Annotated in this window: 20 protein-coding genes; 7 read left to right on the top strand and 13 right to left on the bottom strand. The window is 64.3% G+C overall.

Annotation, left to right across the window (positions count from 1 at the left end):
* Position 1: 1 nt before the first annotated feature.
* Together FJ972_RS17065 and FJ972_RS17060 are read right to left on the bottom strand one after the other, a co-directional pair.
* Positions 2-322 (bottom strand): 2Fe-2S iron-sulfur cluster-binding protein, encoded by a 321-nt coding sequence (locus FJ972_RS17065; RefSeq protein ID WP_137931040.1) that lies wholly within the window; start codon positions 320-322, stop codon positions 2-4.
* A 98-nt stretch (positions 323-420) separates the two neighbouring features.
* On the bottom strand, positions 421-789 hold the full coding sequence (locus FJ972_RS17060; protein ID WP_140525377.1) for an Hpt domain-containing protein: 369 nt from the start codon (positions 787-789) through the stop codon (positions 421-423).
* 272 nt (positions 790-1,061) lie between these two features.
* Here FJ972_RS17060 and FJ972_RS17055 point away from each other — a divergent pair, with 272 nt between their 5' ends.
* Together FJ972_RS17055 and FJ972_RS17050 are read left to right on the top strand one after the other, a co-directional pair.
* Entirely contained in the window at positions 1,062-7,199 is a 6,138-nt protein-coding gene (locus FJ972_RS17055) for a kinesin (protein ID WP_140525378.1), read from the top strand.
* A gap of 96 nt (positions 7,200-7,295) precedes the next feature.
* Entirely contained in the window at positions 7,296-7,910 is a 615-nt protein-coding gene (locus FJ972_RS17050) for a 3'-5' exonuclease (protein WP_140525379.1), read from the top strand.
* 32 nt (positions 7,911-7,942) lie between these two features.
* Here FJ972_RS17050 and FJ972_RS17045 read toward each other — a convergent pair whose 3' ends face one another.
* The 4 genes from FJ972_RS17045 to FJ972_RS17030 all read right to left on the bottom strand — a co-directional run bounded on the left by FJ972_RS17045 (position 7,943) and on the right by FJ972_RS17030 (position 12,032).
* Positions 7,943-8,542 carry an ABC-type transport auxiliary lipoprotein family protein gene (locus tag FJ972_RS17045; protein ID WP_224518948.1) on the bottom strand — a complete coding sequence of 200 codons (600 nt, stop codon included), beginning with the start codon at positions 8,540-8,542 and terminating at the stop codon, positions 7,943-7,945.
* Positions 8,543-8,636: 94 nt separating this feature from the next.
* Positions 8,637-10,010, bottom strand: a complete 1,374-nt coding sequence (locus tag FJ972_RS17040; protein WP_140525380.1) for an MCE family protein — start codon at positions 10,008-10,010, stop codon at positions 8,637-8,639.
* A gap of 14 nt (positions 10,011-10,024) precedes the next feature.
* Complete coding sequence (locus FJ972_RS17035; protein WP_140498922.1) at positions 10,025-10,843, bottom strand: ABC transporter ATP-binding protein; 819 nt, start codon at positions 10,841-10,843, stop codon at positions 10,025-10,027.
* 1 nt (position 10,844) lies between these two features.
* A complete protein-coding gene (locus FJ972_RS17030; protein WP_140525381.1) occupies positions 10,845-12,032 on the bottom strand; it encodes an ABC transporter permease in 1,188 nt (395 codons plus the stop codon).
* 77 nt (positions 12,033-12,109) lie between these two features.
* Here FJ972_RS17030 and dgcA point away from each other — a divergent pair, with 77 nt between their 5' ends.
* Positions 12,110-13,093 carry an N-acetyl-D-Glu racemase DgcA gene (dgcA, locus tag FJ972_RS17025; RefSeq protein WP_140525382.1) on the top strand — a complete coding sequence of 328 codons (984 nt, stop codon included), beginning with the start codon at positions 12,110-12,112 and terminating at the stop codon, positions 13,091-13,093.
* On the opposite strand, the gene FJ972_RS17020 is transcribed toward dgcA, so the two are convergent.
* Positions 13,064-14,278 (bottom strand): MFS transporter, encoded by a 1,215-nt coding sequence (locus tag FJ972_RS17020; protein ID WP_140525383.1) that lies wholly within the window; start codon positions 14,276-14,278, stop codon positions 13,064-13,066. The genes dgcA and FJ972_RS17020 overlap by 30 nt on opposite strands.
* A 129-nt stretch (positions 14,279-14,407) precedes the next feature.
* Complete coding sequence (locus FJ972_RS17015; RefSeq protein WP_181167586.1) at positions 14,408-15,190, bottom strand: UDP-2,3-diacylglucosamine diphosphatase; 783 nt, start codon at positions 15,188-15,190, stop codon at positions 14,408-14,410.
* A 150-nt stretch (positions 15,191-15,340) separates the two neighbouring features.
* Between FJ972_RS17015 and FJ972_RS17010 the strand changes: the two genes are divergently transcribed.
* The 3 genes from FJ972_RS17010 (at position 15,341) to FJ972_RS17000 (ending at position 19,880) form a co-directional block, all read left to right on the top strand.
* The gene (locus tag FJ972_RS17010; RefSeq protein WP_140525385.1) at positions 15,341-16,120 is read left to right on the top strand and encodes an SDR family oxidoreductase; all 780 of its coding nucleotides are present in this window, start codon (positions 15,341-15,343) and stop codon (positions 16,118-16,120) included.
* A gap of 161 nt (positions 16,121-16,281) precedes the next feature.
* Positions 16,282-18,606 carry an NADP-dependent malic enzyme gene (locus FJ972_RS17005; protein WP_140498933.1) on the top strand — a complete coding sequence of 775 codons (2,325 nt, stop codon included), beginning with the start codon at positions 16,282-16,284 and terminating at the stop codon, positions 18,604-18,606.
* Between the two features lie 77 nt (positions 18,607-18,683).
* Positions 18,684-19,880 carry a DUF2865 domain-containing protein gene (locus tag FJ972_RS17000; RefSeq protein ID WP_140525386.1) on the top strand — a complete coding sequence of 399 codons (1,197 nt, stop codon included), beginning with the start codon at positions 18,684-18,686 and terminating at the stop codon, positions 19,878-19,880.
* Here FJ972_RS17000 and gltX read toward each other — a convergent pair.
* Together gltX and FJ972_RS16990 are read right to left on the bottom strand one after the other, a co-directional pair.
* Positions 19,798-21,171 (bottom strand): glutamate--tRNA ligase, encoded by a 1,374-nt coding sequence (gene gltX / locus FJ972_RS16995; protein ID WP_140525387.1) that lies wholly within the window; start codon positions 21,169-21,171, stop codon positions 19,798-19,800. The two genes, FJ972_RS17000 and gltX, sit on opposite strands and share 83 nt — an antisense overlap.
* Before the next feature lie 199 nt (positions 21,172-21,370).
* The gene (locus FJ972_RS16990) at positions 21,371-23,074 is read right to left on the bottom strand and encodes an ABC transporter ATP-binding protein (RefSeq protein ID WP_224518947.1); all 1,704 of its coding nucleotides are present in this window, start codon (positions 23,072-23,074) and stop codon (positions 21,371-21,373) included.
* Between FJ972_RS16990 and FJ972_RS16985 the strand changes: the two genes are divergently transcribed.
* Positions 23,073-23,225: a hypothetical protein gene (locus tag FJ972_RS16985; RefSeq protein ID WP_224518946.1), complete on the top strand. Its 153-nt coding sequence runs from the start codon at positions 23,073-23,075 to the stop codon at positions 23,223-23,225. The genes FJ972_RS16990 and FJ972_RS16985 overlap by 2 nt on opposite strands.
* Before the next feature lie 328 nt (positions 23,226-23,553).
* Here the strand turns inward: FJ972_RS16985 and FJ972_RS16980 are convergent, their stop codons facing one another.
* The 3 genes from FJ972_RS16980 to FJ972_RS16970 all read right to left on the bottom strand — a co-directional run bounded on the left by FJ972_RS16980 (position 23,554) and on the right by FJ972_RS16970 (position 26,472).
* Positions 23,554-23,967, bottom strand: a complete 414-nt coding sequence (locus tag FJ972_RS16980; protein WP_140525389.1) for a GNAT family N-acetyltransferase — start codon at positions 23,965-23,967, stop codon at positions 23,554-23,556.
* Between the two features lie 49 nt (positions 23,968-24,016).
* Entirely contained in the window at positions 24,017-25,693 is a 1,677-nt protein-coding gene (locus tag FJ972_RS16975; protein ID WP_140525390.1) for an NAD+ synthase, read from the bottom strand.
* 62 nt (positions 25,694-25,755) lie between these two features.
* Complete coding sequence (locus tag FJ972_RS16970) at positions 25,756-26,472, bottom strand: DNA-3-methyladenine glycosylase I (RefSeq protein ID WP_140525391.1); 717 nt, start codon at positions 26,470-26,472, stop codon at positions 25,756-25,758.
* Positions 26,473-26,536 lie beyond the last annotated feature (64 nt).

Genomic DNA, 26,536 nt, shown 5'->3' with positions numbered 1-26,536 from the left:
TTTAGCCTTGGCGCTCGGGCACCCGCACCACCAGTCCGTCGAGCGCGTCGCGCACCTTGATCTGGCACGATAGCCGCGAATTCGGCTGGACGTCGTAGGCAAAGTCCAGCATGTCCTCTTCCATTGCTTCCGGCTCGCCGACTTCCGCCGTCCAGGCCTCGTCGACATAGACGTGGCAGGTTGCACAGGCGCAGGCGCCGCCGCACTCCGCTTCGATACCCGGCACGGCATTGCGGATGGCGTTTTCCATGACCGTCGAGCCGTTCTCGGCATCCACGTCGAAATGTGTGCCGTCATGGGCAATGAAGGTCAGTTTGGTCATTTGTCACCTGAGGGAGTTTCCGCCGAGATAATCACTCGGGCACACAAGTCAACTGCGGCGAGAAAGCGCCGCTCGGTGACGTTTTTCCACAAACCGGCCTAGCGGTTGATTGCGGCGATGAAATCGCGCACTTCGTCGATCAGCTTGCCGAGCCGCGTGAGCGTCTGGCTGTCTTCCGGCTGCCGTTCTATCTCGGTGGCGCAATCGGCAATGGCAAAAGCCCCGACACCGCGCGCCGAACCCTTCAGACCGTGCGCCAGGAGCAGCCGGTCCTTGATGTCCGCATCGACTATCCTGTCGCGCACCGACAGCGCCTGTTGTACAAAGAGCGCCAACACCTCCTGTTCGAGGCCGCGGTCGCCCATCGTCTGCCGCGCAAGGTGTGCCAAATCGACCGGTCGGGACCGCCTCGTTCCCGATACATCGCCCCCGGGCATTGAGAAGGCAATGCCGCTTTCGCCACGCATGAACTCGAACTCCGCTTCTTCGGCCGCCTGAAAAACTAGGCGAATCCAATGGACAACGGGTTAATGGATGGCCGGAAAAAATGTTGCGAAAGCGGCGCCGGAATCACGCTTCCGTTAACCTTATATTTAAAGTTTTACGTATCCCGCGGAATGCATGTTTTCTTTACCCCCCTGTGTCATTACGATACGAGGGGTCCATTTTCAGCCTCCTGCGCGTGGGTGCGACAACCAAAATCATAAGCCCGCGGCAGCTAGTACAGGGTAGCGAAGGCATGGCGAAGAAAACAACGACGACCAGATCTCTGGACAATGATGTGGCCAGGGAACTCGAGAAGGCACTCGATCTCGACCTCAGCGGCGACACCGGCAGCGGCGACCTCGATATAGCGGCCTCGATGGAAGATCTGGAAGCGCAGATATCCCAGGCCGCCGACGAATTGGCGCGCGAGGGACGCAATCAGACGCAGGCACCCGTCGTCAACCAAGCCCAGGCCGCGAATCCCGCGCCAAAGACCAGACCCGCCGAACTGCGCCCCGTCGAAACACGCAATGGCGGTCAGCCCGCCGGCTTCTCGCCGGCCAATGACGATCGTCAGAAGGATTACAAGACGCTTCTGCACAGCCTCAACCGGCGCGCCTCGAACACGATCTACTGGGTTATCGCCTTCGTTTCGCTGGCCTGGATCGCCGGCGCGGGCGGATTGGCCAACCTCCTCTTCGGGCCGAGCATCTGGAGGATCCGCACGCTCGACCAGTTCTTCGCCCGTCCCGAACTGATCGGCCTTGCTGTCGCGGCCATCGTGCCGGTCATCCTGTTTTGGGCCTTCGCCGCCATGATTCGCCGCGCGCAGGACATGCGCATCGCCGCCCAGTCGATGACGGAAGTGGCCTTCCGCCTCACCGAGCCGGAAAACATGGCCCAGGATCGCGTCATGATGATCGGCCAGGCCGTCCGCCGCGAGGTGGCCGCCATGGGCGAAGGCATCGAACGCACGCTGGCCCGCGCCGTCGAACTGGAAACGCTGGTCCACAGCGAGGTCAACCAGATCGAGCGCTCCTATTCGGAAAACGAAACCCGCATCCGCTCGCTCGTCGACGGGCTCGGCAGCGAGCGCGAGGCGGTCGTCGGCCATGCGGAGCGGGTTCGCGCTTCGATCGCCGGCGCGCACGACACCCTCAAGGACGAAATCGGCGCTGCCAGCGACCTCATCCGCGACAGCATTCTCAATGCATCGACCAAACTGTCGATGACCATCACCAATTCCGGCGACACGCTTATCGACCGCATCAACGAAAGCTCGCTGTCGATCTTCGATTCGGTGGAAGGACGGCTCGACACCATAACCGACAAGCTTTCGACTTCCGGCGAGGCTTTCGCCAGCCTGCTCGACACGCGCATCGCCAAGCTGACGGACACGACAGACGGCCTGACCCGGTCGTTGACCGACCTGCTCGACGATCGCACCAACGGCATGGTGTCGCTGCTTGGTGGCGCCGCGCGCACACTCAATTCGGAATTCGAGGCCAGCCTCAACGGCATCGAGCGCACGCTCGCCGAGCGCGGCCAGGCGCTGATCAGCGAGTTCCAGACCCGCGCCGAGGCTCTCGACACCGGCACGCAGAAGCTCAACGCAGCACTCGAAGCCCGTGCCCGGCAGATCAACGAAACGCTGGTCGAACGCGCGCGCGAAATCGCCCACACCTTCGCCGAGAGCAAGGACACGCTGACGGCGATGATCGACCAGGGCAAGACCCAGATCGGCGCCGACATGGCCGATATCGTCACGTCGACCTCGTCCATGCTCGAAGCGCGCGCCAGCGATTTCGCCGGACGCATGGAAGCGGCGCGCCACGTCGTCTCGCGCTCGTTCGATGCCGATATCCAGCGGCTTGCCGATGCCCGCGTGGGCATAGAAGAAGCGGTCGAAAATCACAGCCGCAGCCTTTCCGAGAGCCGCGAGCGCATGGCGGCCGCGATGCAGGCCGATCTGGCCAAGTTCGCCGAGAGCCGTGCCGGCATCGATGCTGCGGTAACCGACCAGGTGCAGAAGCTGGCCGAAGGCCGCAGCCTGATCGCGCGCGCTCTCGAAGAAGATCTGCGCAAGGTCAACGAATCGCGCGCTGCCATCGACGCTTCGCTCGGCAGCCACCTCGAAAGGCTGGAAGAAGGCCGCAACCGGCTCTCCCAGGCTCTCAACGAAGACTCCGGAAAGCTGGTGCAAGCCCGTACAATCATTGACGAAATGGTTGCTGGACATGTTGGCAAGCTGGCCGAGGGCCGCAACATTCTCTCGCGCGCGCTCGAAACCGACCTCGGCAAGCTCGTGGACACGCGCGCCGACATTGATGGCCTTGTCGCCGGTCAGGTCGAGAAGATCGCCGAGGGCCGCGCGGTACTCGCCAAGGCGCTGGAGAACGACATCGCCGGCATCAAGGACCTCATCGAGGCGCATTCGGCCAAACTGGCGGAAGACCGCTCGCAGCTCGGCCGTTCGCTGGAGGACGATCTGTCCAGCATACGCGGGCTGATCGAAGACCATTCGGGCCGCCTGGCCGAAGATCGCAGCCTGCTGTCGCAGACCCTTGAAGCCGACCTTGCCAAGCTCGCCGAGAGCCGCTCGAGCATCGACGGCCTGGTCGCCGGTCAGGTCGAGAAACTGGCCGAAGGCCGCGATATTCTCAGGCGGGCGCTGGAATCCGACCTCAACGCGATCAAGGGCGTCATATCGAGCCAGTCCGAGAGGCTGGCCGAGGACCGCGGGCAGCTGTCGCGGGTTCTCGAGGCGGACTTGCAGAACGTGAACAGCGTCATTGCCGACCACATGAACAAGCTGGTCCAGGACCGTTCGACCTTGTCGAAAGCGCTTGAGGAGGATCTCGCCAAGCTGGCCGAGAGCCGCTCGAGCATCGACGGGCTGGTGGCCGGCCAGGTCGAGAAGCTGGCGGAAGGCCGCGACATCCTGCGCCGTGCGCTGGAAGCCGATCTCAATACGATCAAGAGCACCGTCGCCGACCAGTCCCAGAAACTGGTCGAAGATCGGGGACAATTCGCCCGGGCGCTCGAAGCCGACCTCGAAAACGTCAACAGTCTCGTCAACAGCCACTCCGAAAGGCTTGTCCAGGATCGTTCGGCGCTGTCGAAGGCACTCGAAGACGATCTGGAAAACGTCAACGGACTGGTCAATAGCCACTCCGAGCGGCTTGTCCAGGAGCGTTCGGTGCTGTCGAAGGCACTCGAGGACGATCTCGCCAAGCTGGCCGAAAGCCGCTCGAGCATCGACGGCCTTGTCGCCGGCCAGGTCGAGAAGCTGGCCGAAGGCCGCGACATCCTCAAGCGCGCGCTGGAGGCCGATTTGCAGAGGCTGTCGGAGAGCCGTGGCGATCTCGACGGCATCATCGCCGGACATGTCGGCAAGCTGGCCGAAGGCCGCGACGTGCTGAGCCGCGCGCTGGAAGACGATCTCGGCAGGCTCGCCGAGACCCGCAAGGATATCGATCGTTCACTGTCGGGTCACATCGACCAGATCGCGGCCAGGAGCACCGACATCTCCGCTGCGATCGCCGCCGACGTGGACAAGATCGAGCAGGCGTTCAGTCGCCAGACCGGCATCATCGAGGAGCGTGCGGGCACCATGGAGCGTGCGCTGTCGACAGGCGTAGACAATGTGCGCAACGTGCTCGAGAAGAGCGCCGTCTTCGTGGCCGGCGCCTTGCGCGAGAAGGTCCTGGAAGTCACCAGCGTCCTGCATGAGCAGGCGGGCCAGGCCTTCTCCGATGCGGATCGCAAGATCGCCGAGCGCGCCGAGCAGACCTCGGCCGCCCTGCTGGCTCGAGCCGAAGACATCGCCCGCACCTTCGAGGAGGCGGATCGCCGTCTCCACGCCCGTGCGGAAGACACGTCGAGCGCCTTGCTTGCCCGCGCGGACGATGCGTCCAGTTCCTTGCTGGCGCGAGCCCATGAAACCGCCGATCAGCTTGCCGCCCGTGCAAGCGAAATCGCCGGCACGTTCGACGCGGCCGACCAGAAGCTGGCCGCCCGCGCCCAGGAGACCGCCGACCAGTTGGCGGCTCGGGTGAGCGAGATTGCCGGCACCTTCGACGCGGCCGACCAGAAGCTGGTTGCCCGGGCCGTCGAAACGGCACAGTCGCTGGCCGCCCGCGCCGGCGATATCCTGCGCAATTTCGAAGGCGCCGATCAGCGGCTCGGCATGCGCATCGGCGAATCGGCCGAAGCTCTTGCCGCGCGTGCAGCGGATCTCGGCCGCATCTTCGACGCCGCCGACCAGCACCTGGTCTCGCGCATCGCCGAAGGTTCGGAAGCGCTGTCAGGCCGCGCCTCCGAAATCGCCCGCATCTTCGATGATGCGGACAACCGACTGGTTTCCCGCATCGCCGCCAGCACCTCGACCATCGGCGAACATGCGCAGAGCATCGTCGGCGCCTTCACCAGCACAGAGCAGAGGGTCGCCGACCGTGCGCGCCAGACCGGCCAGGAGCTGGCCGCGCATGCCCGTGAAATCGAGCAGGCGCTCGCCGGCGCCGACGAGCGGCTCGCATCGACCGCGGCAACGGCTGCTGCCCGCGTCGAAGAGCAGATCGCCAGCGTCGAGAACCGGCTCGCCCATACCGCCGAGACGATGGGCCAGAAGCTCAACGAGCAGGTGTCGAGCGCCGAGGCGCAACTCGTGTCGCGCGCCAATGTCATCGCGGAGACCTTTACCGCGGTCGGCCAGCATATCGGCCAGAGCACCAACGACGCCGCCAAGACGATCGGCGCCAACACCCGCGAGCTCAACACCATGCTTGCGGCACGGTCGGCGGAGATGTCGAAGATCCTCGACGAGACCGCGCGGCCGCTGGTCGAGCGTTTCGCCCAGGGCGGCTCGGAACTGCAAAAGAGCATGGAAGAGGTCACCGAACGTGCCGCCGAGAAGCTGCGCAGCGAAAACGCAGCCCTCGTCAACGCGCTCGCCAGCCGCACCGCCGAGACCCTTTCGGCGGTCGAAGGTGCCCGCTCGTCGCTATCCGACAGTGTCGCCGACCTGATCGGCCGAATGACCACGTCGAGCGCGCAGCTCGGTCAGCTGATCGAACAGGCCGCGGCCAATCTCGGCCAGGTGGACGAACGCCTGACCGGCAGCACGCAAAGCTTCGCGGCAACCACCGAGAAAGCGGCGCAGACCTTCGCCAGCTCGGCAAGGCTGGTCGATTCGAACACGACAAGGCTGACGGAACTGTCGTCGTCGACCTTGCGCGAGGTCGCGTCGATCGCCACCAAGTTCGATGAACACAGCCGCCTGCTCGCCGGTGCTTCGGACCTCCTGAGCTCGGCCCAGAGCAACCTCGAACACACGCTAGAAAGGCAGTCTTCACTCGAGGATCTCGCTGTCGGCCTGGTCAAGAAGTCGGAGGATCTCGAAAGGGTCATGCGCTCGTTCGAGAATCTGGTCGGCCAGACGCTGCAAAATGCGGAAGGCAGGACGCTGGAATCGGCCGACAAGATCCGCAACGCCATCACCGACGTCGTCGATTCGGCAACCAAGCGCTTCTCCGACGCGACCGAGGAGATGCGCCGCACCGCCGGCGCCATCAAGAGCGAGCTCGACCTCACCCGCGCCGAGCTCAAGAAAGGCGTCATCGAGATGCCGGAAGAGGCCAAGGAATCGACATCGGCCATCCGCCGCGCGGTTTCCGAGCAGATCAACGCCCTGAAGGAGCTTTCGGACATCGTTGCGAAGTCCGGCCGCAGTGGTGGAGAGCCCTCGGAATCTCGCAATTTGCGCCCGGCGCCGCAAGCCCCGGCAGAGCCGCCGCGCCGCGCTCCCGCGCCACAGCCGGAACTTCGCGCGCCGCAGGCGCCGTCGGGCGGCACGGCGCTACGCGGCACGCTTGACCTGGAGCGCCCCGCCGACACGGCGCCGCGCCAGCGTTCCGACGCCGGCGCCCGCACGCAACAGGGCGGCTGGGTGCGCGATCTCCTGAGCGGGGCGTCACGCGAGGACGAAGCCAAGCCTGCAACACCCGCCGAAGCACCGCGCGCCGCCCCTGCCCAGCGTTCGCCGCTTCACGTCGTGGAATCACTGAACTCGCTGTCCGTCGACATCGCACGGGCCATCGATCACGATGCGTCGATCGAACTGTGGAACCGGTACCGGCGCGGCGAGCGTGACGTGTTCACGCGGCGGCTCTATACGCTGAAGGGGCAGCAGACGTTCGACGAGATCCGTCGCAAGTACCAGACGGAGGCAGAGTTCCGCGCCGCCGTCGACCGCTATTGCGATGATTTCGAGAAGCTGCTGAAGGACGTGTCGCGCAACGACCGCGACAACATCATGGCGCAGACCTACCTGACATCGGATACAGGCAAGGTCTACACCATGCTGGCCCACGCCAGCGGCCGCCTGCACTAGGCAGCGGGCAGACAGCCAATGAAAAAGGCGGGGGACTTGTCTCCCGCCTTTTGGCTTGGAGGGGTGGACGTCGCATCCGGAACTGGATCCTGACCTGTGAAGACGGCGATCATATTCGACTGCGAGTTTCTTTGCCTTGAGGGCTCGCAACGTCGATTCTGGTGCGCGGCCCACGATCCGGATCCGGTCATCGCGCAGATCGGCGCGGTCAGGCTTGGGCTCGAAGACGACTTTCCCGTCCTGGGCACGCACAAGGCCTATGTCAGACCGATCGACCGGTTTGGCAGGAGATACGCGCTCGACCCCTTCTTCACCGAACTGACTGGCATCACAGAAGAAAAGCTGGAGATCGAGGGGGTCGCGCTAGGACAAGCCCTTGTTGACGTCGATCGTTTCTCGGGTGGGGCGCGATTCTGGTCCTGGGGCAAGGACGAACTGAACATGATAGCCATCAGCTGCTATATCGCAGGCATCCCCGCTTCCATCCCGGCGGCCCGCTTTGACAATGCCGTAAAGCTGCTGATCTCGGCCGGGATGCCGATCGAGGACCTGGCAAGGACGCCGAGCAACAAGCTTGCCGACTATTATGGCGTTCAACACCCGCCATTGCAGGGACATGACGCGCTCGATGACGCGCTGTCCGTAACCTACACCCTGCAGCACCTGATGAAGACTGGAAAGCTGCGGCCGGACGCCTTCGACCTCTTGTAGCCTGGTGGCTGGCGCCCGCCCGGGATCGCCGCTCAGATCGCCGAATCGGTCCAGCGCACGATCTGCTTGGCCGCGTCGCCGAAGGCAGCATCGAGCGCGCCGACATAGCCTTGATTGCCGCTGCCCGAAACGGGCGCGGTCGCCGTAAAGCTCTTGGACGCACGCACCTCGCCGTTGCGGTCGTTGAGGATGCGCACGAACAGGTCGACCTCGGCATGATCGCCGCCGTCGACACGGACTTCGAACGAACGGATCTCGACGATGACCTGGTAATCGATCGCCAGTCCCTCGCCCGGCTTGCCCACGCCGGCGAAGCTGCCCGAGCGCTGGAACGTCTCGGCCAGCCGAGCCTGCACGATCAGCGGCAGCCGGTCCGCCCATTGCGCGCCCTTGAGGTACTGGATCGAGCGTGGGGACGGTTTTATGACGATGTTCTGGCTGTCCAGCGCCTTGAGCGCGGACGGCTGGGCGATCAGGATCTGGCGGCGGCTGTGGCCATGCGCCTCGACCGACGGCGCCGACAGTTCAAACGTGTCAAGCGGCGCAGGCCCGCCGCCCGGCAGCGCGGCACAACCGGCAAGGGTCAAGGCAAGCAAGGCCACGCCCGATCTGAACACAATCGTCGACTTCACGCGCGATCCCTGCTGTCCCCGGCCTCACTATCCGTGGATTGTAAAAACAACCCGCGGATGCAGACACTGTTTCTGGGGCGAGCCGAGACCGAAGTCAACGCCGCGCCCTGCCATCATACTGCCGAACCTCGCCCTCGCCGCCCGACAGGATACGCTGCGGATTGCGGCTGAGGTCGGTAACCGCCTCCTCGATGCGGCTGATCGAACGGCGGCTGTCCTGAACCAGCGCTTCGACATTCGAAAGGCCCTGGCCGGAGAACCGGGCTATATTGTCGGTGATGACGCCAAGCCGCGAATTCAGCGTATCGGCAACCTGCTTGAACGACCTCAGCGTGTCCCTGGCGTCCGCCATCACGCCGTCCGCCTGCCCCGAACCGAGCAGCTTGTCGACTTTGGCCAGGATGCCGTCGACGCGCACCGAGGCGTCGTTGAGCCGCTGCGCGAGCTGCCTCGCATCCTTGATCGTCTCGTCTATGTCGTCCGCCCTGTTCGCGAATTTGCCGGTCACCTTGGCGATGTCCGAGGCCGCCTTGTCGGCGCTTTCGCTTGCCTTCTGGATGTTAGCCAGAGCCGTGCGCACTTGCGCCGGATCGATGCCGTCGAGCACGCCGTCGACCTTGGCCAGCGTACCTTGTGTCTGCTTGGCGAAATCATTGACCGATCCCACGGCCGTATCGACATTCCTGATCACGCCATCGAGCTGTTTGGACGTTTCCTTGAGGTTGCCGGTCACCGTATCGACATTGGCGACGATGCTCTTGATCTTGTCCTTGTCGACGGCATTGAGCAGCCCTTCGGCCGCCTTCAGCGTGCCGTCGAGCTTGCCCGAGACGCCCTTCAGCTCATCGGACAGCGCGCTGACCGCGGACAGGAACTTGTCGACGCCATCGGAATTCCTGGCCAGCGCGTCGGAGAACGTCTGCACATTCTGCACGGTCTGCGTCAGCGGCCCGCGCACATCCTTGGTGAACCCCTCCAGCTGCGTCAGCACGGTGTCGGCGCGCGTGAAGATGTTCTGCGCCGTCTGCAAAAGATTGGTCACCGCCGACGGGTTGGCCACGATCTCGGCGACCTTGCCTTCCTTTTCGGCCTGGTCGAGAAGTTTTACTTCCTTGGGGTCGGCCCCTTTGAGTTCGATATTGGCTTGTCCGGTCAGTCCGGCCAGGCCGATATCGGCCTGCGTCGATTTGGTGATCGGCGTCATGCGGTCGATCTCGGTGTCCGCGATGGCGACCGTCGGATTGTCGACATCGATATAGACGCGCCTGACGTCGCCGACCTTGACGCCGTTGAACAGCACGAAGCTGCCGCGGCCAAGTCCGGAAGCCGAGCCAGGGATGCGCACGCGCAACAATGTGGTCTCGCCTTTGTCGCCGATCGCCGCCGTCCAATAGACGAAGCCGAACGCCGCGAGGATCGCCACCAGCGTGAAGATGCCGACAACAACGTAGTTGGCTCTGGTTTCCATTGCTTCACTTATGGCTATGCGCGCGCGGCAAGATCAAGTTGCCGGGCTCGTTTTCCGCGGAAATACGATTTTACCCACGGTTCTTCACTCTTCAGCATGTCGTCGATGGTGCCTTCGACCAGCACTTTCTTCTTGCCGAGCACAGCGACGCGGTCGCAGGCGGTGAAAAGCGTGTCGAGATCGTGGGTCACCATGTAGACGGTCAGGTCCATCGTATCGCGCAGCTTGACCACCAGCTCGTCGAATTCCGCCGCGCTGATCGGATCGAGGCCCGAGGTCGGCTCGTCGAGGAAGACGATGTCGGGATCGAGCGCCAGCGCGCGAGCCAGTGCCGCGCGCTTGATCATGCCGCCCGACAGCTCGGACGGGAATTTCTGCGCCGCGTCCGGCGGCAGCCCGACCAGTTCGACCTTGAGCATCGCCAGTTCGTCCATCAGCTTGCGCGGCAGGTCGAGATATTCGCGCATCGGCACCTGGACGTTTTCCAGCACCGTCAGCGCCGAGAACAGCGCGCCGTGCTGGAACAGCACCCCAAGGCGCATGTCGATGCGCAGCCGTTCGGCATCGTCGGCCTTTTCGATATCCACGCCGAACAGCTTGATCGTGCCGGACTGCTTGCGCGTCAAACCAAGGATGGTGCGCAGCAGAACTGATTTGCCGGCGCCCGAAGCGCCAACGAAACCGAGGATCTCGCCGCGCCAGATATCGAGCGACAGTTTGTCGAGGATCAGGTTGTCGCCGAAGGAAACGGTGATGTCATGCGCCGAAAGCACGACCTCGCTGTCATCCGCGCCCTCCTTGGCCCTGGTCTCGATGCCGTTTCCCATCGCCATTTCAGAACTCGATCGCTGCATAGAACATGGCGAAAAGCCCGTCGAGGATGATGACGACGAAGATCGATTTCACCACCGAGGCGGTCACGTGCTGACCAAGCGATTCGGCGCTGCCGCCGACCTTCATGCCCTCGACCGAGGCGATGGTGCCGATGATCATGGCCATGAACGGCGCCTTAATCAGGCCGGCGAAAATGGTGCTGAGGTCGATGGCGACGCGCAGCCGGTCGATGAAGGCGGCGGGTGCGATGTCGGAATAGAGCCAAGCCGCGAGAATACCGCCACCGAGTGCGGCAAAATTGGCGATGATGGTCAGGCAAGGCAGGGCGATCACCAGCGCAACCAGGCGCGGAAAGACCAGCACGCCGATGGGGTTGAGCCCGATGACCTTCAGCGCATCCACTTCCTCGCGCATCTTCATCGAGCCAATTTCGGCGGTGATGGCGCTGCCCGAGCGGCCGGCGATCATGATTGCCGTCATCAGCACGCCGAGTTCGCGCAGGATCAGCACGCCGACGAGGTCGACGACGAAGATGTCGGCGCCGAAATAGCTGAGCTGGTAGGCGCCCTGCTGGGCAACGATGGCGCCGACGATCGCCGACATCAGCACCACCACCGGAATGGCTCCGACGCCCATGCGGTCGATCTGGTTGAAGATCGCCGCCGGATTGACGGCATGGCCGCGGCCGAGCTTCATCTGCGCGCCACGGATCGTGGCGCCCAGTATGTTCATCGAGGCGAGAAAATCGTCGCGCATTTCGTAGACGCGGCGGCCGACCGCCTCCAGCGTGCGAATGACGATGTTGGGCGGCCCGACCGGCCCCGATTCGGGCTCGCGCCGCACCGCATCGCCGACCGCGCCGAGCAGGATCGAGGCGACGTCGCTCTGGCCCTGCAGCCTGACCTCGACACCTTTCTTCTCGAAAGCGCTGACCAGGCGGTCGATCAGCCACGCGCCGGCGGTGTCGATCTTCTCGATGTGCGAAAGATCGAGCGCCAAGGTCTTGAAACCGCTCCGTTTCTCAATTTTGCGCATCTCTGCGTCGATCGCGGCCACGGTGCGCGTCGTCCAGATTCCCGAGAAGGCGCAGCCGAGAACGCCTGCTTCCTCACCGACCGACACGCGCGGTTCGTGGTCAGCCTCCGAGGCGGTCTTGCCGCTTGCGTCGCGCTTGCCGATGGTCAACATGGCGTCCTGTTTAGCCTGACGGGTCCGGCCTTGTCGATTTGCCGACGACCCTTCTCGCACAGCCGGAGCAGAAAATTATGGCGCGTGTCATTTCGGTCGAGGCCGAGCGTTTTCCGATCGCCGGCACCTTCACCATTTCGCGTGGTTCGAAGACCGAAGCCGAAGTGATCACCTGCACGATCAGCGAAGGCGATTACACGGGTCGTGGCGAATGCGTGCCGTACAAACGCTATGGCGAGACCATGGACGGGGTTCGCGCCGCGATAGAGGCCATGCGCGGGCAAATCTCCGCTGGCATCGACCGGACAGCCCTGCTCGGCGCCATGCCGGCAGGCGCGGCGCGAAACGCCATCGACTGCGCCTTGTGGGACCTGGAAGCCAAGATCAGCGGCAAGGCGGTGGCGGACGTAGTCTGGCCGGCTCCTTTGCATCAGCTCGAGACGGCCTACACGCTGTCGCTGGGCGAACCCGAGGCGATGGCGGCGCAGGCCCGTGCCAATGCGGCGCGGCCGCTGCTCAAGGTCAAGATCGGCGGCGACAACGACATCGCGCGCATCCGCGCCGTCCGGCAGGCCGCGCCCGACAGCCGCATCATCCTCGACGCCAACGAGGGCTGGAACGATGATACCATCGCCGCGAACCTCGCCTTTGCCGCCGAGCAAGGCATCGCGCTTATCGAACAGCCGCTGCCGGCGGGCCATGACGGCATCCTGCGCCACATCGCCCATCAGGTGCCGATCTGCGCGGACGAGAGCGTGCATGAGGCGGGGGATCTGGCCGCGCTCGCCGGTCTCTACGATGCCGTCAACATCAAGCTCGACAAGTCGGGCGGGCTGACGGCGGCGCTCGTGCTGCGCGACCGCGCCCGCGAACTGGGTTTCGGCGTCATGGTCGGCTGCATGGTCGGCACGTCGCTGGCGATGGCGCCGGCGGTGCTGCTCGCCCAGGATGCCGACTTCGTCGACCTCGACGGACCGCTGCTGCTTGCGCGGGATCGTGTGCCCGGCCTCGCCTACGAGGGATCACTGGTTTCACCGCCCGATCCGGCGCTTTGGGGCTGAGCGCGCCGCGAGCCCGACCAGCACCAGGCCGATGATCGCGATCGGGATCATGGCCAGGAAGCCGTCGACCCCAAAACCGTCGTAGAGCGGGCCGGAGGCGAGCGTCACCGCCGCCATGAAGAAGCCGTTGAAAAAATAGGCGATGCCTTGTGCGGCACCCGTGCGCTCTTCCGAGACCGTTTCGCCGATCATTTTCTGCAGGCCGATCAGCACCATGGCCACCGACACCGAATGCAGGGTCTGGACGCCGAAAAACCCGGCGACGCCGAGGCCAAGCGGCCAGATCAGCGGAAAGGCGATCCAGCGCACGACCGCGCCGATGCCGGCAATCACCATCACCCTGACGACCGACACGGAGGCGAATATGCGGTTGAAAAACACGAACATGCAGACTTCGGCCACCACGCCCCACGCCCACAGAAGCCCGACGACGGTGTCGCCGATGCCGATCGACTTCCAGTAGATCGACACGAAGCCGTACAGGAAGGCGTGGCTGGCGGTGAGGATGCCGACACCGAGGGTGAAATAGACGAAATAGGCATTGAAGAGGCTCGGCGCCGAATGCTGGATCTCCGCGGCCGAAAGCGGTGAGGCAAGGCGCGGCCGCCCAAGGCGCGGCGCAAGCAGCGCGGCAAAGAGCGCGGCACCCAGTGCCGCGAAAATGATCGCCGGAACCGCTTGCGCACCTGCCGCGGTCAGGATGAAACCACCGGCCACGTTGGCGCAGAGATAGGAAATCGAACCCCACTTGCGCATGCTGGTGTAGTTGGAACCGAAGCGGCGCACGCCCGAAAGCGCGAGCGAATCGGCCATCGGCGAATGCGGCGTCCATACGATCGTCAGCGCCAGCGACACCGCAAGCACGACGGCGTAGGAGGCCGGCAGAAAATAGCCGGCGGAAATGATCATCGATGCCGCGACGAGCGCGATATAGACGTCGGCGCGGTCCCTCGCCCGGTCCGCGAGCGCGGTGAGCAGCGGCGTCGTCACGACGCGCAGGAACATCGGAGCCGCCAGGATGACGGCGATCTGCTCGGCGTGAAAACCTTTCGCCTGCAGCCACAGCGGGAAGTAAGGCAGATGCGTGCCCTGCGACACGAACAATGTCGCGAAGATCAGGCTCATGCGCAGTTCGAAATGGCGTGGTTTGACGAGCTGTTCGGGTGAAAGCGGCGGCAGCGGCATGAATCGATCCAATAACGCTGCCGTCCACGAACGGCGAGCAGTGTGGATTGACCCTTAACATGAGGAAAAACCGGACGAAACCGATTGGCCTAATCGATTAACACCGGAATCTGTGCCTGGCACCGGCAGTCAGGCGGCCTGCACCACCCGGTCCTCGATCAGCATCGGGATGAAGGGTTCGTCCGGCGCCTCGGGCAAGACATGCGCCCAGGTCAGGATTTCCATCCGGCCGTCGAAATGTTCGACCACCGCCGTGCAGCTTTCCACCCAGTCGCCGGTGTTGATGTACTGGACGTCGCCATAGCTTTCGATCGCGGCATGATGGATATGGCCGCATATGACGCCGTCGACATGCGAGCGCCGCGCCTCGTCGCTGAGTACCATCTGGAACGAGCCGATGAAGTTCACCGCCTTCTTGACCTTGACCTTGGCCCAGGACGAAAACGACCAGTAAGGCAGGCCGAGCAGCTGGCGCAGCCGGGTGATCACACGGTTGACCTGCATGGCGGCGTCGTAGGCGTGGTCGCCGAGATAGGCGAGCCAGCGCTGATTGTGCACGACCGTGTCGAACTGGTCGCCATGAATAACGAGCAGCCGCCTGCCGTCGGCGGTTTCGTGAATGGCGCGGTCGGCTACGACGATGCCGCCGAAATGCACGCCCTGGAACTGGCGGGCGAATTCGTCGTGGTTGCCGGCGATGTAGGTGATGGTGGCGCCCTTGCGCGCCTTGCGCAGCAATTTCTGCACGACGTCATTGTGGCTCTGCGGCCAGTGCCAGCTGCGTCTCAGGCGCCACCCATCGACGATATCGCCGACGAGATAAATGATGTCGGCATCATGATGTCTAAGGAAATCGATCAGGAAATCGGCCTTTGCCGCCTTCGACCCGAGATGGACGTCGGAGATGAACATGCTGCGGAACGTGCGGGGCTCTTGGCCGGACATCGCGAATTCACCGTTGCTTTCGCGAGCCTATGCCCCGATTCATGCAACAACCGTATGACGGTTGCGATTGGTCCAGCCCAAGAGCTAGCCTGCCGGCGAATCACAGGAGAAATCGTCATGGATCTCGGTATCCGCGGAAAGAAGGCCATCGTCTGCGCTTCGAGCAAAGGGCTCGGAAAAGGCTGCGCCATGGCTCTGGCCGAGGCCGGCTGTGACATTGTCGTCAACGGGCGCAACGCCGAGCTGGTGGCCAAAACCGCTGCGGAGCTGCGCGAGCGTTACGGCGTGACAGTCACGGAAGTCGTCGGCGACGTATCGAAGCCCGAGGTGCAGAAGGCGCTTCTCGCCGCCTGTCCCCAACCCGACATCCTCGTCAACAACAATGGCGGCCCGCCGCTCCGCGATTTCCGCGAACTCGATCGCGCAAAAATCCTCGAAGGCGTGACCCAGAACATGGTGACGCCGATCGAGCTGGTGCAGGCGGTGATCGACGGCATGGCCGTGCGCGGTTTTGGCCGCATCGTCAACATCACTTCGCTATCGGTCTATGTCCCCATCCCCGGCCTTGATCTGTCGTCCGGCGCGCGCGCCGGCCTGACCTCCTTTCTTGCCGGCGTGGCGCGCACGGTGATCGACCGCAACGTGACCATCAACAGCCTGCTGCCCGGCAAGCTGGATACCGACCGGCTGCGCGGTCCGCACGAGGCCGGCAGCGTTGAAGACCCGACCGCGGCAGCCGCCCGCAAGGCGCGCATCAGTGCCGACGTGCCGGCCAAGCGGCTCGGCACGCCGGAGGAGTTCGGCCAGATCTGTGCCTTCCTGTGCTCGGTCCATGCCGGCTACCTGACCGGCCAGAACATACCGGTGGACGGCGGCCTCTATGTCAGCGCCTTCTGAGACCCGGTAGCGCCGGCGCCGAAGAAATTCCGCTCAAACCGTTGAAATAGATCGCTTATCCCGGCTTCGTCGATGTGAATGGCGATTGCGTCATTTGGCGTCGCGAAAAATCTCGGCCGCATGCTAAGAAGGCGGCACGCAGGATCGCAGGGAGGCCCGGAATGAACGGCGAGAGCAAGAAAACGGCACGTTCGGACCTCGACGAAGCCGCGCTCTACTTCCACAAGCACCCGACGCCGGGCAAGCTCGAAATCCAGGCCACCAAGCCGCTTGGCAACCAGCGCGACCTGGCGCTCGCCTATTCGCCCGGCGTGGCGGCCCCTTGCCTCGAAATCCGCGACGATCCGGCGACCGCGGCCGACTACACGGCGCGCGCCAATCTGGTCGGCGTCGTTTCCAACGGCTCGGCCGTGCTCGGCCTGGGCAATATCGGCCCGCTCGCTTCCAAGCCGGTCATGGAAGGCAAGGCGGTCCTGTTCAAGAAATTCGCCGGCATCGACGTCTTCGACATCGAGATCGACGCGCCCGAGATCGAGCGCATGGTCGAAACGGTGGCGGCGCTGGAACCGACCTTCGGCGGCATCAACCTCGAGGACATTAAGGCGCCGGAATGCTTCGAGGTCGAAGAGCGACTGAAGGCCCGGATGGGCATACCGGTTTTCCATGACGACCAGCACGGCACCGCCATCATCGTCGCCGCCGCAGTGCTCAACGGCCTGGAATTCGCCGGCAAAACCATTGCCGACATCAAGATCGTCACTTCGGGCGCCGGCGCGGCGGCATTGGCCTGCCTCAACCTGCTGGTCTCGCTCGGCGCCAAGGTCGAGAACATCTGGGTCACCGACCGGTTCGGCGTTGCCTACAAGGGCCGCACCGACGAGATGGACCGCTGGAAAGATCCTTATGTGAAGGACACGGAGGCACGCACGCTGGCCGACGTCATATCGGGCGCCGACGTGTTCCTCGGGCTTTCGGCCGCCGGCGTGCTGAAACCGGAATTGCTCCAGCACATGGCGCCGAAGCCTTTGATCCTGGCGCTGGCCAATCCCAATCCGGAAATCATGCCGGAAGTGGCGCGGGCGGCGCGCCCCGACGCGATGATCTGCACGGGCCGGTCCGATTTTCCAAATCAGGTCAACAACGTACTGTGTTTTCCTTACATCTTCCGCGGCGCGCTGGACTGTGGCGCCAGCGCCATCAATGAGGAGATGAAGATGGCCGCGGTGCGGGCCATCGCCGCCCTTGCCCGCGAAGAACCTTCGGATGTCGCCGCGCGCGCCTATTCCGGCGAGACGCCGGTGTTCGGACCCGAATTCCTGATCCCCTCGCCCTTCGATCCGCGGCTCATCCTGCGCATCGCCCCGGCCGTCGCCAAGGCGGCCTGCGACACCGGTGTCGCGACAAGGCCGATCAGCGACTTCTCCGCCTATATCGACAAGCTCAACCGCTTCGTCTTCCGCTCCGGCCTGGTGATGAAGCCGGTGTTCTCGTCGGCCAAGGCGTCGAGCGCCAAGCGCGTCATCTATGCCGACGGCGAGGACGAGCGCGTGCTGCGCGCCGCGCAGGTGGTTTTGGAGGAAGGCATCGCCGAGCCGATCCTGATCGGCCGTCCGCACGTCATCGAGGTGCGATTGAAGCGCTACGGACTGCGCATCAAGCCCGGCGTCGACTTCGGCCTGATCAACCCGGAGGACGATCCGCGCTACCGCCATTACGTCGACCTCCTGATCGAGCTGGCCGGCCGGCGCGGCGTGACGACGGAGGCCGCGCGCACCATGGTGCGCACCGACAACACGGTGATCGCGGCCCTCGCATTGAAGCGCGGCGACGCCGACGCCATGGTCTGCGGCCTCGAAGGGCGTTTCGAGCGGCACCTGCGCAACGTCACGCTGATCATCGGGCCACGAACCGGCATCAAGGACCGGGATCTGTCGACGCTGTCCATGCTGATCTCGCAACGCGGCATCATCTTCCTGACCGACACCCATGTTTCTGTCGACCCCACCGCCGACGAGATCGCCGAAATGACCGTGCTGGCGGCCGAGGAGATCCAGCGCTTCGGCATCGAGCCCAAGGCGGCGCTGCTGTCGCATTCGGATTTCGGCTCGCGCGATTCGCCGAGTGCGCTCAAGATGCGGCAGGCGGCGGCGATCCTGGCGCGCATCGCGCCCGAGCTGCAATGCGACGGCGAGATGCATGCCGATTCCGCGCTGTCGGAACATCTGCGCCAGCGCGTCTATCCGCATTCGCGTCTGAAGGGCGAAGCCAATCTCCTGGTGTTCCCCAACCTCGATTCCGCCAACATCACGCTGACAGCGCTCAGGACCATGATGGATGCCCTGCATGTCGGCCCGATCCTGCTCGGCACCGACAAGCCGGCGCATATCCTGACGCCCTCGGTGACTTCGCGCGGCGTCGTCAACATGACAGCGCTGGCGGTGGTCGAGGCCGCCCACAAGGCGCAAGCTGTCGTCGATCTGGGCTGAACACCAATTCGGGGGTAAACTGCGGTTTAACCACGAGCACGTAGCGTGCGGCGAACAACCAAGCAGGGTTTCGGCGGATGATGGGCAAAGGGTGGAAGCAGGCGCATCTCGCCGTGCTGCTTGGCCTGCTGCTTTCGGGCGCCGCCGTCTCCGAGCCGCAGGCCGCCTCGCGTGTCTGCCGCCAGCTCGAGACCGATCTTGCCGCGACCTCGCGCGGCAGTGGCGGTCCGGCCCTGATCCGGAAATATGACGCCGCGATCGACCGGCAACGCGAGCAGATTTCAAAGGCGCGCGGCCAGTCCAGCAGCGCCGGCTGCGGCTTCTCTCTATTCAGCCGCAATGTCAGCCAATGCGCTGGGTTCAACGCCACCATCGAGCGCATGAACGCCAATCTCGATAGCTTGCAGGCCAAGCGCGCCCGCCTCGCCGGCGGCGGTTCGCGGCGCGATCGCGCACGCATCCTGGCCGCGCTCGACACCAATGGCTGCCGCGAGGACGCGGTGGCGCCCCGCCGCGAACTCTTGCGCGAAGCGAAACGGGAACAAGGCAACGGCAATCTGTTCGACCAGCTGTTCGGCGGCGACACACGCCGGCTCGATACGCTCGACCAGTCTGACGATCCCGACGAGGAGCGCAATATCCGCCGCGTGCCGGGCCGGTCCGGCATACCGGATTTTCCGGGCGTCGGCGGCGAGTTCCGTACCACCTGCGTGCGCACCTGCGACGGCTACTTCTTTCCGATGTCGAATGCCGCCTCGGTCGGCGATTTCGAGCGCGACCAGAAGAACTGCGAATCGAGCTGTCCCGGCACCGAGATCCAGGTCTTCTATTCGCGCGGCATGGGCGACGATTCAGCCGACATGACATCGTCGGTCACCGGCCGACCCTACAGCGAACTGCCGACGGCCTATCTTTACAAGCAGCCCAACCTGTCGCGGCCGCCGGCCTGCGGCTGCAACGCCGCGCAGAACTTCCAGATCATCGGCGGCAATCCGCCAAGCCAGCAACAGTCGCGGCCGCAAACGGAGGGCGCCCCGTTCATTCCGGTGCCTGCCTCCAAACCCGATCCAGGTGCCGATCCCGAGACGCTGGCAAACGCCGCAGGCGGGCTGGACCGCGACGCCATCAAGCGGCTTGCGGTCAAACCGGTCGCATCGCCGGTCTCGACGCTGCCGCCGGAACAGCGGAAGGTCAGGGTCGTCGGGCCAACGTTCCTTCCCGACCCATCAGCGGCAATAGATCTGCAAGCTCCGGTCCCGAAGTCAGTCCGGTAAGGGCGAGCCTCAGCGGCATGAACAGCGCCTTGCCCTTGCGGCCGGTCGCTTCCCTGATCTTGGCCGTCCAGTCCTTCCAGACGGTCCCGTTCCAAGGCTCCTCGGGCAGCAGATCGATGGCCTGGTGAAGAAAATCTCGATCGGCGTCGGAAAATTCCGGCTTCTCCTGCGGCCCTTCGCGCAGGATGCGCCACCAGCCGACAGCATCGGCCAGCCTGTCGAGATTACCGCGCACAGCCAGCCAGAACGGTTCCGCCTGCTCGCCCGATATGCCGAGCACCACCAGCCGATTCTGCGCTTCGGAGAACGGCATTTGGTGCAGCAGCGTCCGGTTGAGCACGAAAAGCTCGTCCGGGTCGAACTTTGCCGCCGACTTCGAAGTCGCAGCCGGGTCGAAACGGCTGGCGAGTTCGGCCAGGTCGTGCGCGGCGGCGACATTCTCCGACGTGCCGACGAGCACGGCCAGCGATGCGACCGCCATCGGCTCGATGCCGTCCTCGCGCAGGCTTTCGATGGAGAGTGCGCCGGTGCGCTTCGACAGCCCCTCGCCCGAAACGGTGGTCAGCAGATTGTGGTGGCCGAATTCCGGCGGCTCGGCACCCAGCGCCCGGAACAGCGCGATCTGCACGCCGGTGTTGGTGACGTGGTCGTCGCCGCGGATGACATGGCTGACGCCCATCTCGATATCGTCGACGACGGATGGCAGCGTATAGAGATAGGTGCCGTCCTCGCGCACCAGCACCGGGTCCGACAGCGAGGCGAGATCGACGGTTTCCTGCCCGCGCACCAGGTCGTTCCAATGGATTTCGGTGCGCTCCGGCTGCTGCGGATCGCCGGTGAAATTGGGCAGCAGGAAGCGCCAGTGCGGCCGGCGGCCATCGGCCTGATATTCGGCGATCTGTTCCGACGTCAGCGTCAGCGCTTCGCGGCCATAGACCGGCGGCAGGCCGCGCGTACGGCGCACCTTGCGCCTGAGGTCGAGCTCCTCCGGTGTTTCATAGCAGGCATAGAGAACGCCCGCCGCCTTCAGCCGCTCGACCGCCGCGTCATAGATCTCGAAGCGACGCGACTGGTATTCGGTGGTGTCGGGAAAGATGCCAAGCCAATGCAGGTCGTAAAGGATGGCGTCGGAAAATTCCTGCTTCGAGCGCGCGACATCGGTGTCGTCGAAGCGCTGGATGAAGCGCCCCTTATGGTTCATGGCGAACAGCCAGTTGAACAGGGCGGTGCGCGCATTGCCGATATGGATGCGGCCTGTCGGTGAAGGGGCGAAACGAACGGTAACTGTCATGAGCGGGGCGTACCGGATGCTTTTGTGATTGACAAGACGCGCCCCCGTGCCGTGCCGCAGACATAGAACATGGCGCAAGCAATGAAAAGACTTGGCGGACGCGGCTCCGCCCGCGATCACATGTCCCGCGCCGCCCGCCCGTCAAGCCGCCGGCGCCTGATGGGATGGCCTCCGGGCCAGAGCCGGAGGCCATCCCCGATCAGGTGACAAGTCCCTTGGTCAATTCGAGCGCCTGGCGCTCGAACAGGCGGCGGTAGATGCCGCCCGGCAGCCGGATCAGCGCGTCATGCGAGCCTTCCTCGGCGATCTTGCCGCGATCGAAGACCAACAGCCTGTCGAGCGCCCGCACCGTCGAAAGCCGGTGCGCGATGACCAGCGTGGTGCGGCCGACCATCAGCCGCTCCATCGCCTGCTGGATCAGCACCTCCGATTCTGAATCGAGGCTCGACGTCGCCTCGTCCAGGATCAGGATGCGCGCATCGGCGAGGAACGCGCGCGCGATCGCCACGCGCTGGCGCTCGCCGCCCGACAGCTTCACGCCGCGCTCGCCGACGAGCGTGCCGTAGCCCTTCGGCAGGTTGGCGATGAAGTCGTGCGCGCTCGCCAGCTTCGCGGCGTGCTCGATCTCGGCCTGCGTGGCGCCAGGCCGGGCATAGGCGATGTTTTCGGCCAGCGAGCGGTGGAACAGGATCGGCTCCTGCTGCACGATGGCGATCTGCGCGCGCAGCGACGCCTGCGTCACCTCCGAAATGTCCTGGCCGTCGATCAGGATCCGGCCGGCGTTCACGTCATAGAGCCTCTGGATCAGCTTGACGAAAGTCGTCTTGCCCGACCCGGAATGGCCGACCAGCCCGACCCGCTCGCCCGGCGCGATATCGACCGAGAAATCGCGATAGAGCGGCGAACGGTGACTGCCATAATGGAAGGTGACGTCGTCGAAGGCGATGCCCCCTTGCGTGATGCGGATCGGTCCGGCGCCGGGCCGATCCTCGATGCCGAGCGGTTCGGACTGGAAATCGACCAGTTCCTCCATGTCGTTGATCGAGCGCTGCAGGTTGCGGATATGCGTTCCGATATCCCTGAGATAGCCTTGCAGGACGAAGAAAGAAGTCAGCACGAAGGCGACGTCGCCGGCCGTTGCCTGCCCCCACGACCACAGCATCAGCGCCAGGCCGATGACCGCCGCTCTCATCACCAGCAGCAGCACCCCTTGCGTGGTACCGTTGATGGTGCCGCGCACCCAGGTGCGCCGCGTGCGGGCACGCCATTTGGCGACGACCTTCGCAAGCCGGTTCTCCTCGCGCTCCTCGGCGCCAAACCCCTTGACCACGGCGTTGCAGCTCACCGCGTCGGCCAGCGAGCCGCCAAGGCGCGTGTCCCAGGTGTTGGCGAGCCTGGCCGCCGGCGCGACATAACCAAGCGACAGCATCGCCGTGACAGCGATGAACAGCACCGAGCCGGCGGCGACAACCGCTCCCATCAGCGGCCAGAACCAGCCCAGCAGCAGCGTCGAGCCGACGAGCATGACGATCGACGGCAGCAGCGCGATCAGGATCGTGTCGTTGAGCAGGTCCAACGCCCACATGCCGCGCGTCACCTTGCGCACGGTCGATCCGGCGAAGCTGTTGGCGTGCCAGTCGGTGGAAAAGCGCTGGACACGGTGGAAGGCGGCGGCGGCGATGTCGGCCATCATCTTCAGCGTCAGTTCGACGATCCCCATGAAGGCCAAATTGCGCAGGACGACACCCGCCAGCGCCAACGCCATCAGCATGGAAAACGCGGTCATCGCGGCATTCCAGGCGATCTCGTCGGCGCCGGCGCTGCTGGCGACGGCATCGACCAGCCGGCCGGAATAGAGCGGCGTCAGCACATCGGCCAGCGTCGACAGCAGGAAACCAGCCATGATCAGCGAAAGCCGCCAGGGCTGGCGCCGCCAGTGGGTGAAAGTAAAGCCAAGAACGCTGCGAAAGGCGCTTGCGCGCAAATCGATTCGAAAACGAGCCATGATGTCATTCGGGCGCAAAAAGCCCGATCCCGGTAAGGTCGAAAATTGAAAAAACCGCGCAAGGGGCTCAATGCCCGGGAATGCGGAGGTTCGGTTATGAATGGCCACTTGCCCGAAGGCGGCGACCGGCATCGGCAAAGGCCTGTTCTCGATCCGGCTCCGTTCCGAGGGTGAAAACCCTGCGGCGCGCCGGTCGGGACCTAGGCTTCGCGGCCTCGCATAACGATGTCAAATCCTGGCATTCGGTCCTCCCTAAAGGGAATCGCGGAGAGGCCCTTATAGAGATGCCTCATCGCATCGCCAAGGCTGGCGGTCACCAAAAACGGCATCTGGTCCAAGCACTGGGATAAATTTGCAACAACGGCAAAGGCGCTTGGTCAGCGGATCGGCTTACGATCGAGGCGCATGTACCGGCCATCGGTCGATGCCTTGAATCCCAGTCTTTCATAAACCCCATGCGCGTCGCTGGTCGATAGGCTCCAGTGCGAAACGGTGCGGAGCTCGGGGTGATCGATCAGTGCCTGCACCAGCCGCGAGCCGATGCCCTGCCCGCGATGCTGCGGCCAGACGATGATATCGGCCAGATAGGCGAACACCGTGCGGTCGGTGATCGCCCGGCCGAAGCCGACCTGTTTGCCTTCGACATAAGCGCCGACGCAGAGCGAATTCGCGAAGGCGCGGCGGTGGGTCTCGTCACTGCGCCCGCCGCCCCAATAGCTTGCCATCAACAGGTCGGATGTCGCCCTGAAGTCGATCCGTGACAGGTCGAAGCTGATTTCACACTCGGGCATCGCTACCCCTCGCCTGCGGCATGACGCGAATTTTCGGTCGGTACGGTGTCTAGCCGCGATCCCTGAACCGGTTGGTGATGGGATAGCGACGGTCGCGGCCGAAATTCTTCCTGGTGATCTTCACCCCGGGCGCCGCCTGCCGGCGCTTGTATTCGGCGACGTAGAGCAGGTGCTCGATGCGCGTCACCGTCGCCCGGTCATGGCCGCGCGCGACGATGTCGTCGACGCCCATCTCGTTCTCGACCAGGCATTCGAGGATGTCGTCCAGCACCGGATAGGGCGGCAGCGAATCCTGATCGGTCTGGTTCTCGCGCAGTTCCGCCGACGGCGCCTTGTCGATGATGTTCTTCGGGATCACCTCGCCCGACGGTCCGAGCGCGCCCGGCGGCACGTGGCTGTTGCGCCAGCGCGACAGTGCATAGACCTGCATCTTGTACAGGTCCTTGATCGGATTGAAGCCCCCATTCATGTCGCCATAGAGCGTGGCATAGCCGACCGACATCTCGCTCTTATTGCCTGTCGTAACCACCATCGAGCCGAATTTGTTGGAAATCGCCATCAGGATGGTGCCGCGCGCGCGGCTCTGCAAGTTCTCCTCGGTGATGCCTTCCTTGGTGCCTTCGAAAAGCTGCGTCAGCGCATGAAGGAAACCTTCGACCGGCTCGAAGATCGGCACGATGTCATAGCGGCAGCCGAGTGCGCGGGCACAGTCTTCAGCATCCTTAAGCGAATCCTTCGACGTATAGCGGTAAGGCATCATCACCGCGCGCAGCCGCTCCTCGCCCAGCGCATCGACGGCAAGGGCCGCGCAGATGGCCGAATCGATGCCGCCCGACAGGCCGAGCACGACGTTCTTGAAACCGTTCTTGTTGACGTAGTCGCGCAAGCCCAGCATGCAGGCGCGGTAGTCGGCCTCCTCCCGTTCGGGGATCTTCGACATCGGTCCTTCCGAACAGACCCAGTTTTCGCCTTGTCTCCTCCAGGTGGTGATGTCGACCGCCTCCTCGAACTGGCTCATCTGGAAAGCAAGCCGCTTGTCGGCACCTATGGCAAACGACGCGCCGTCGAAGATCAGCTCGTCCTGGCCGCCGAGCTGGTTTGCATAGATCATCGGCAGCCCGCATTCGATAACCTGGCGGATGACGACCTGGTGGCGCACATCGATCTTGGCGCGGTAATAGGGCGAGCCGTTCGGCACCAGCAGGATTTCCGCGCCGCTCTCGGCCAGCGTCTCGCAGACGCCGATGTCGCCCCAGATGTCCTCGCAGATCGGGATTCCCAGACGCACGCCGCGGAAATTGACGGGCCCCTGGATCTCCGGTCCGGCCTGGAAGACGCGCTTCTCGTCGAACTCGCCATAATTCGGCAGATCGACCTTATAGCGCTCGGTGATGATCTTGCCGCCATCGGCGAAGACGATCGAGTTGTGGGTGCCGGTCTTGCGCTTCAGCGGCGTGCCGATGATGACGCCGGGACCGCCATCGGCGGTGTCGGCGGCAATCTCCTGCGCGGCCCGCTCGCAGGCCTTCAGGAAGGCCGGCTTCAGCACCAGATCCTCAGGCGGATAGCCGGCGAGGAAAAGCTCGGTGTAGAGCACGAGATCGGCGCCTTGACGCGCGGCATCCGCCCTCGCCTCGCGGGCCTTGGCGAGATTGCCGGCAACGTCGCCGACTGTCGGATTGAGCTGGGCAACGGCGATGCGCAGTATGTCGGGCTTCTTGGTCATGCTGCTGACTTAGCGCGGCAAAATTCGCCCCGCAATGGCGTTTGCTTGGGCCAATTTCGACATCAGTCGTTGCCCATATAGTCGCGCAGCGCCTGCGGCGAATGGTTCTCCCCGATCGACATCGCCAGGATGCGCGAAATGTGCCGGCGCGGCAGGCCGGTATCCGCAACCCAACGGTTGACCTGGGCCTGGATCTTGTCGAGATCCTTCTTCGACGTCGGGCTTTCGGCGATATCGAGCCCGGCATCGCGAAGGGCGGCCGCCATGTCGGCCGAAATGACGAAGGCGTCCCAACCCAGCCAGCGCAGGAAATACTGGCCGGTATTGCCGCCGAGCCGGCTGCCATGCTTGCCGAGATAGGCCATCAGCCCGACCTGGTCGTCGGCGGGCCACTCGGCGAGGAATGTGCCGAAGCCGCCATGCTCTTTTGACACGCGCTCGACGAAGGCAGCGTTGTCGCGAACGGATTTGATCTTCTGCGGATTGCGCACGATGCGCTGGTCGGATGCCAGTTCATGCCAGAAATCGTCAGGCTGGAACAGCAACCGCTTCGGCTCGAAGCGCAGGAACGCCTCTTCGAATCCGGGCCATTTCTGCTCGATGACGCGCCAGACGAAACCAGCGGCGAAGACGCGCTCGGCCATCGTCGACAGGATACGGTCATCGCCGATGTCGGCCACGGCGGCGTTGTCGGGAATCGGCCCGAGCAGCGAGACCAGTTCCTCCTCGCCGCCCTTGCGCTTTGCGGCGCGAGCGCGAATTTTCTTGAAGTCGACCATAAGTCCCTCCGGTTCCCATCAAATCTAGCACTTCCCGCGCGGCCCGGCAGCCTCTACCTCTATC

The sequence above is a fragment of the Mesorhizobium sp. B2-1-1 genome (genome assembly GCF_006442975.2).
Classification (GTDB): domain Bacteria; phylum Pseudomonadota; class Alphaproteobacteria; order Rhizobiales; family Rhizobiaceae; genus Mesorhizobium.
The sequence above is the reverse complement of the archived record's forward strand: the minus strand, read 5'-3'. Positions and strand labels throughout refer to the sequence as shown.

Coding starts and splice junctions, on each gene's coding strand:
- FJ972_RS17065 (WP_137931040.1), bottom strand. CDS start 322: ATGACCAAACTGACCTTCATTGCCCATGACGGCACACATTTCGACGTG.
- FJ972_RS17060 (WP_140525377.1), bottom strand. CDS start 789: ATGCGTGGCGAAAGCGGCATTGCCTTCTCAATGCCCGGGGGCGATGTA.
- FJ972_RS17055 (WP_140525378.1), top strand. CDS start 1,062: ATGGCGAAGAAAACAACGACGACCAGATCTCTGGACAATGATGTGGCC.
- FJ972_RS17040 (WP_140525380.1), bottom strand. CDS start 10,010: ATGGAAACCAGAGCCAACTACGTTGTTGTCGGCATCTTCACGCTGGTG.
- FJ972_RS17035 (WP_140498922.1), bottom strand. CDS start 10,843: ATGGCGATGGGAAACGGCATCGAGACCAGGGCCAAGGAGGGCGCGGAT.
- FJ972_RS17030 (WP_140525381.1), bottom strand. CDS start 12,032: ATGTTGACCATCGGCAAGCGCGACGCAAGCGGCAAGACCGCCTCGGAG.
- dgcA (WP_140525382.1), top strand. CDS start 12,110: ATGGCGCGTGTCATTTCGGTCGAGGCCGAGCGTTTTCCGATCGCCGGC.
- FJ972_RS17020 (WP_140525383.1), bottom strand. CDS start 14,278: ATGCCGCTGCCGCCGCTTTCACCCGAACAGCTCGTCAAACCACGCCAT.
- FJ972_RS17015 (WP_181167586.1), bottom strand. CDS start 15,190: ATGTTCATCTCCGACGTCCATCTCGGGTCGAAGGCGGCAAAGGCCGAT.
- FJ972_RS17010 (WP_140525385.1), top strand. CDS start 15,341: ATGGATCTCGGTATCCGCGGAAAGAAGGCCATCGTCTGCGCTTCGAGC.
- FJ972_RS17005 (WP_140498933.1), top strand. CDS start 16,282: ATGAACGGCGAGAGCAAGAAAACGGCACGTTCGGACCTCGACGAAGCC.
- FJ972_RS17000 (WP_140525386.1), top strand. CDS start 18,684: ATGATGGGCAAAGGGTGGAAGCAGGCGCATCTCGCCGTGCTGCTTGGC.
- gltX (WP_140525387.1), bottom strand. CDS start 21,171: ATGACAGTTACCGTTCGTTTCGCCCCTTCACCGACAGGCCGCATCCAT.
- FJ972_RS16985 (WP_224518946.1), top strand. CDS start 23,073: ATGATCAGCGAAAGCCGCCAGGGCTGGCGCCGCCAGTGGGTGAAAGTA.
- FJ972_RS16990 (WP_224518947.1), bottom strand. CDS start 23,074: ATGGCTGGTTTCCTGCTGTCGACGCTGGCCGATGTGCTGACGCCGCTC.
- FJ972_RS16980 (WP_140525389.1), bottom strand. CDS start 23,967: ATGCCCGAGTGTGAAATCAGCTTCGACCTGTCACGGATCGACTTCAGG.
- FJ972_RS16975 (WP_140525390.1), bottom strand. CDS start 25,693: ATGACCAAGAAGCCCGACATACTGCGCATCGCCGTTGCCCAGCTCAAT.
- FJ972_RS16970 (WP_140525391.1), bottom strand. CDS start 26,472: ATGGTCGACTTCAAGAAAATTCGCGCTCGCGCCGCAAAGCGCAAGGGC.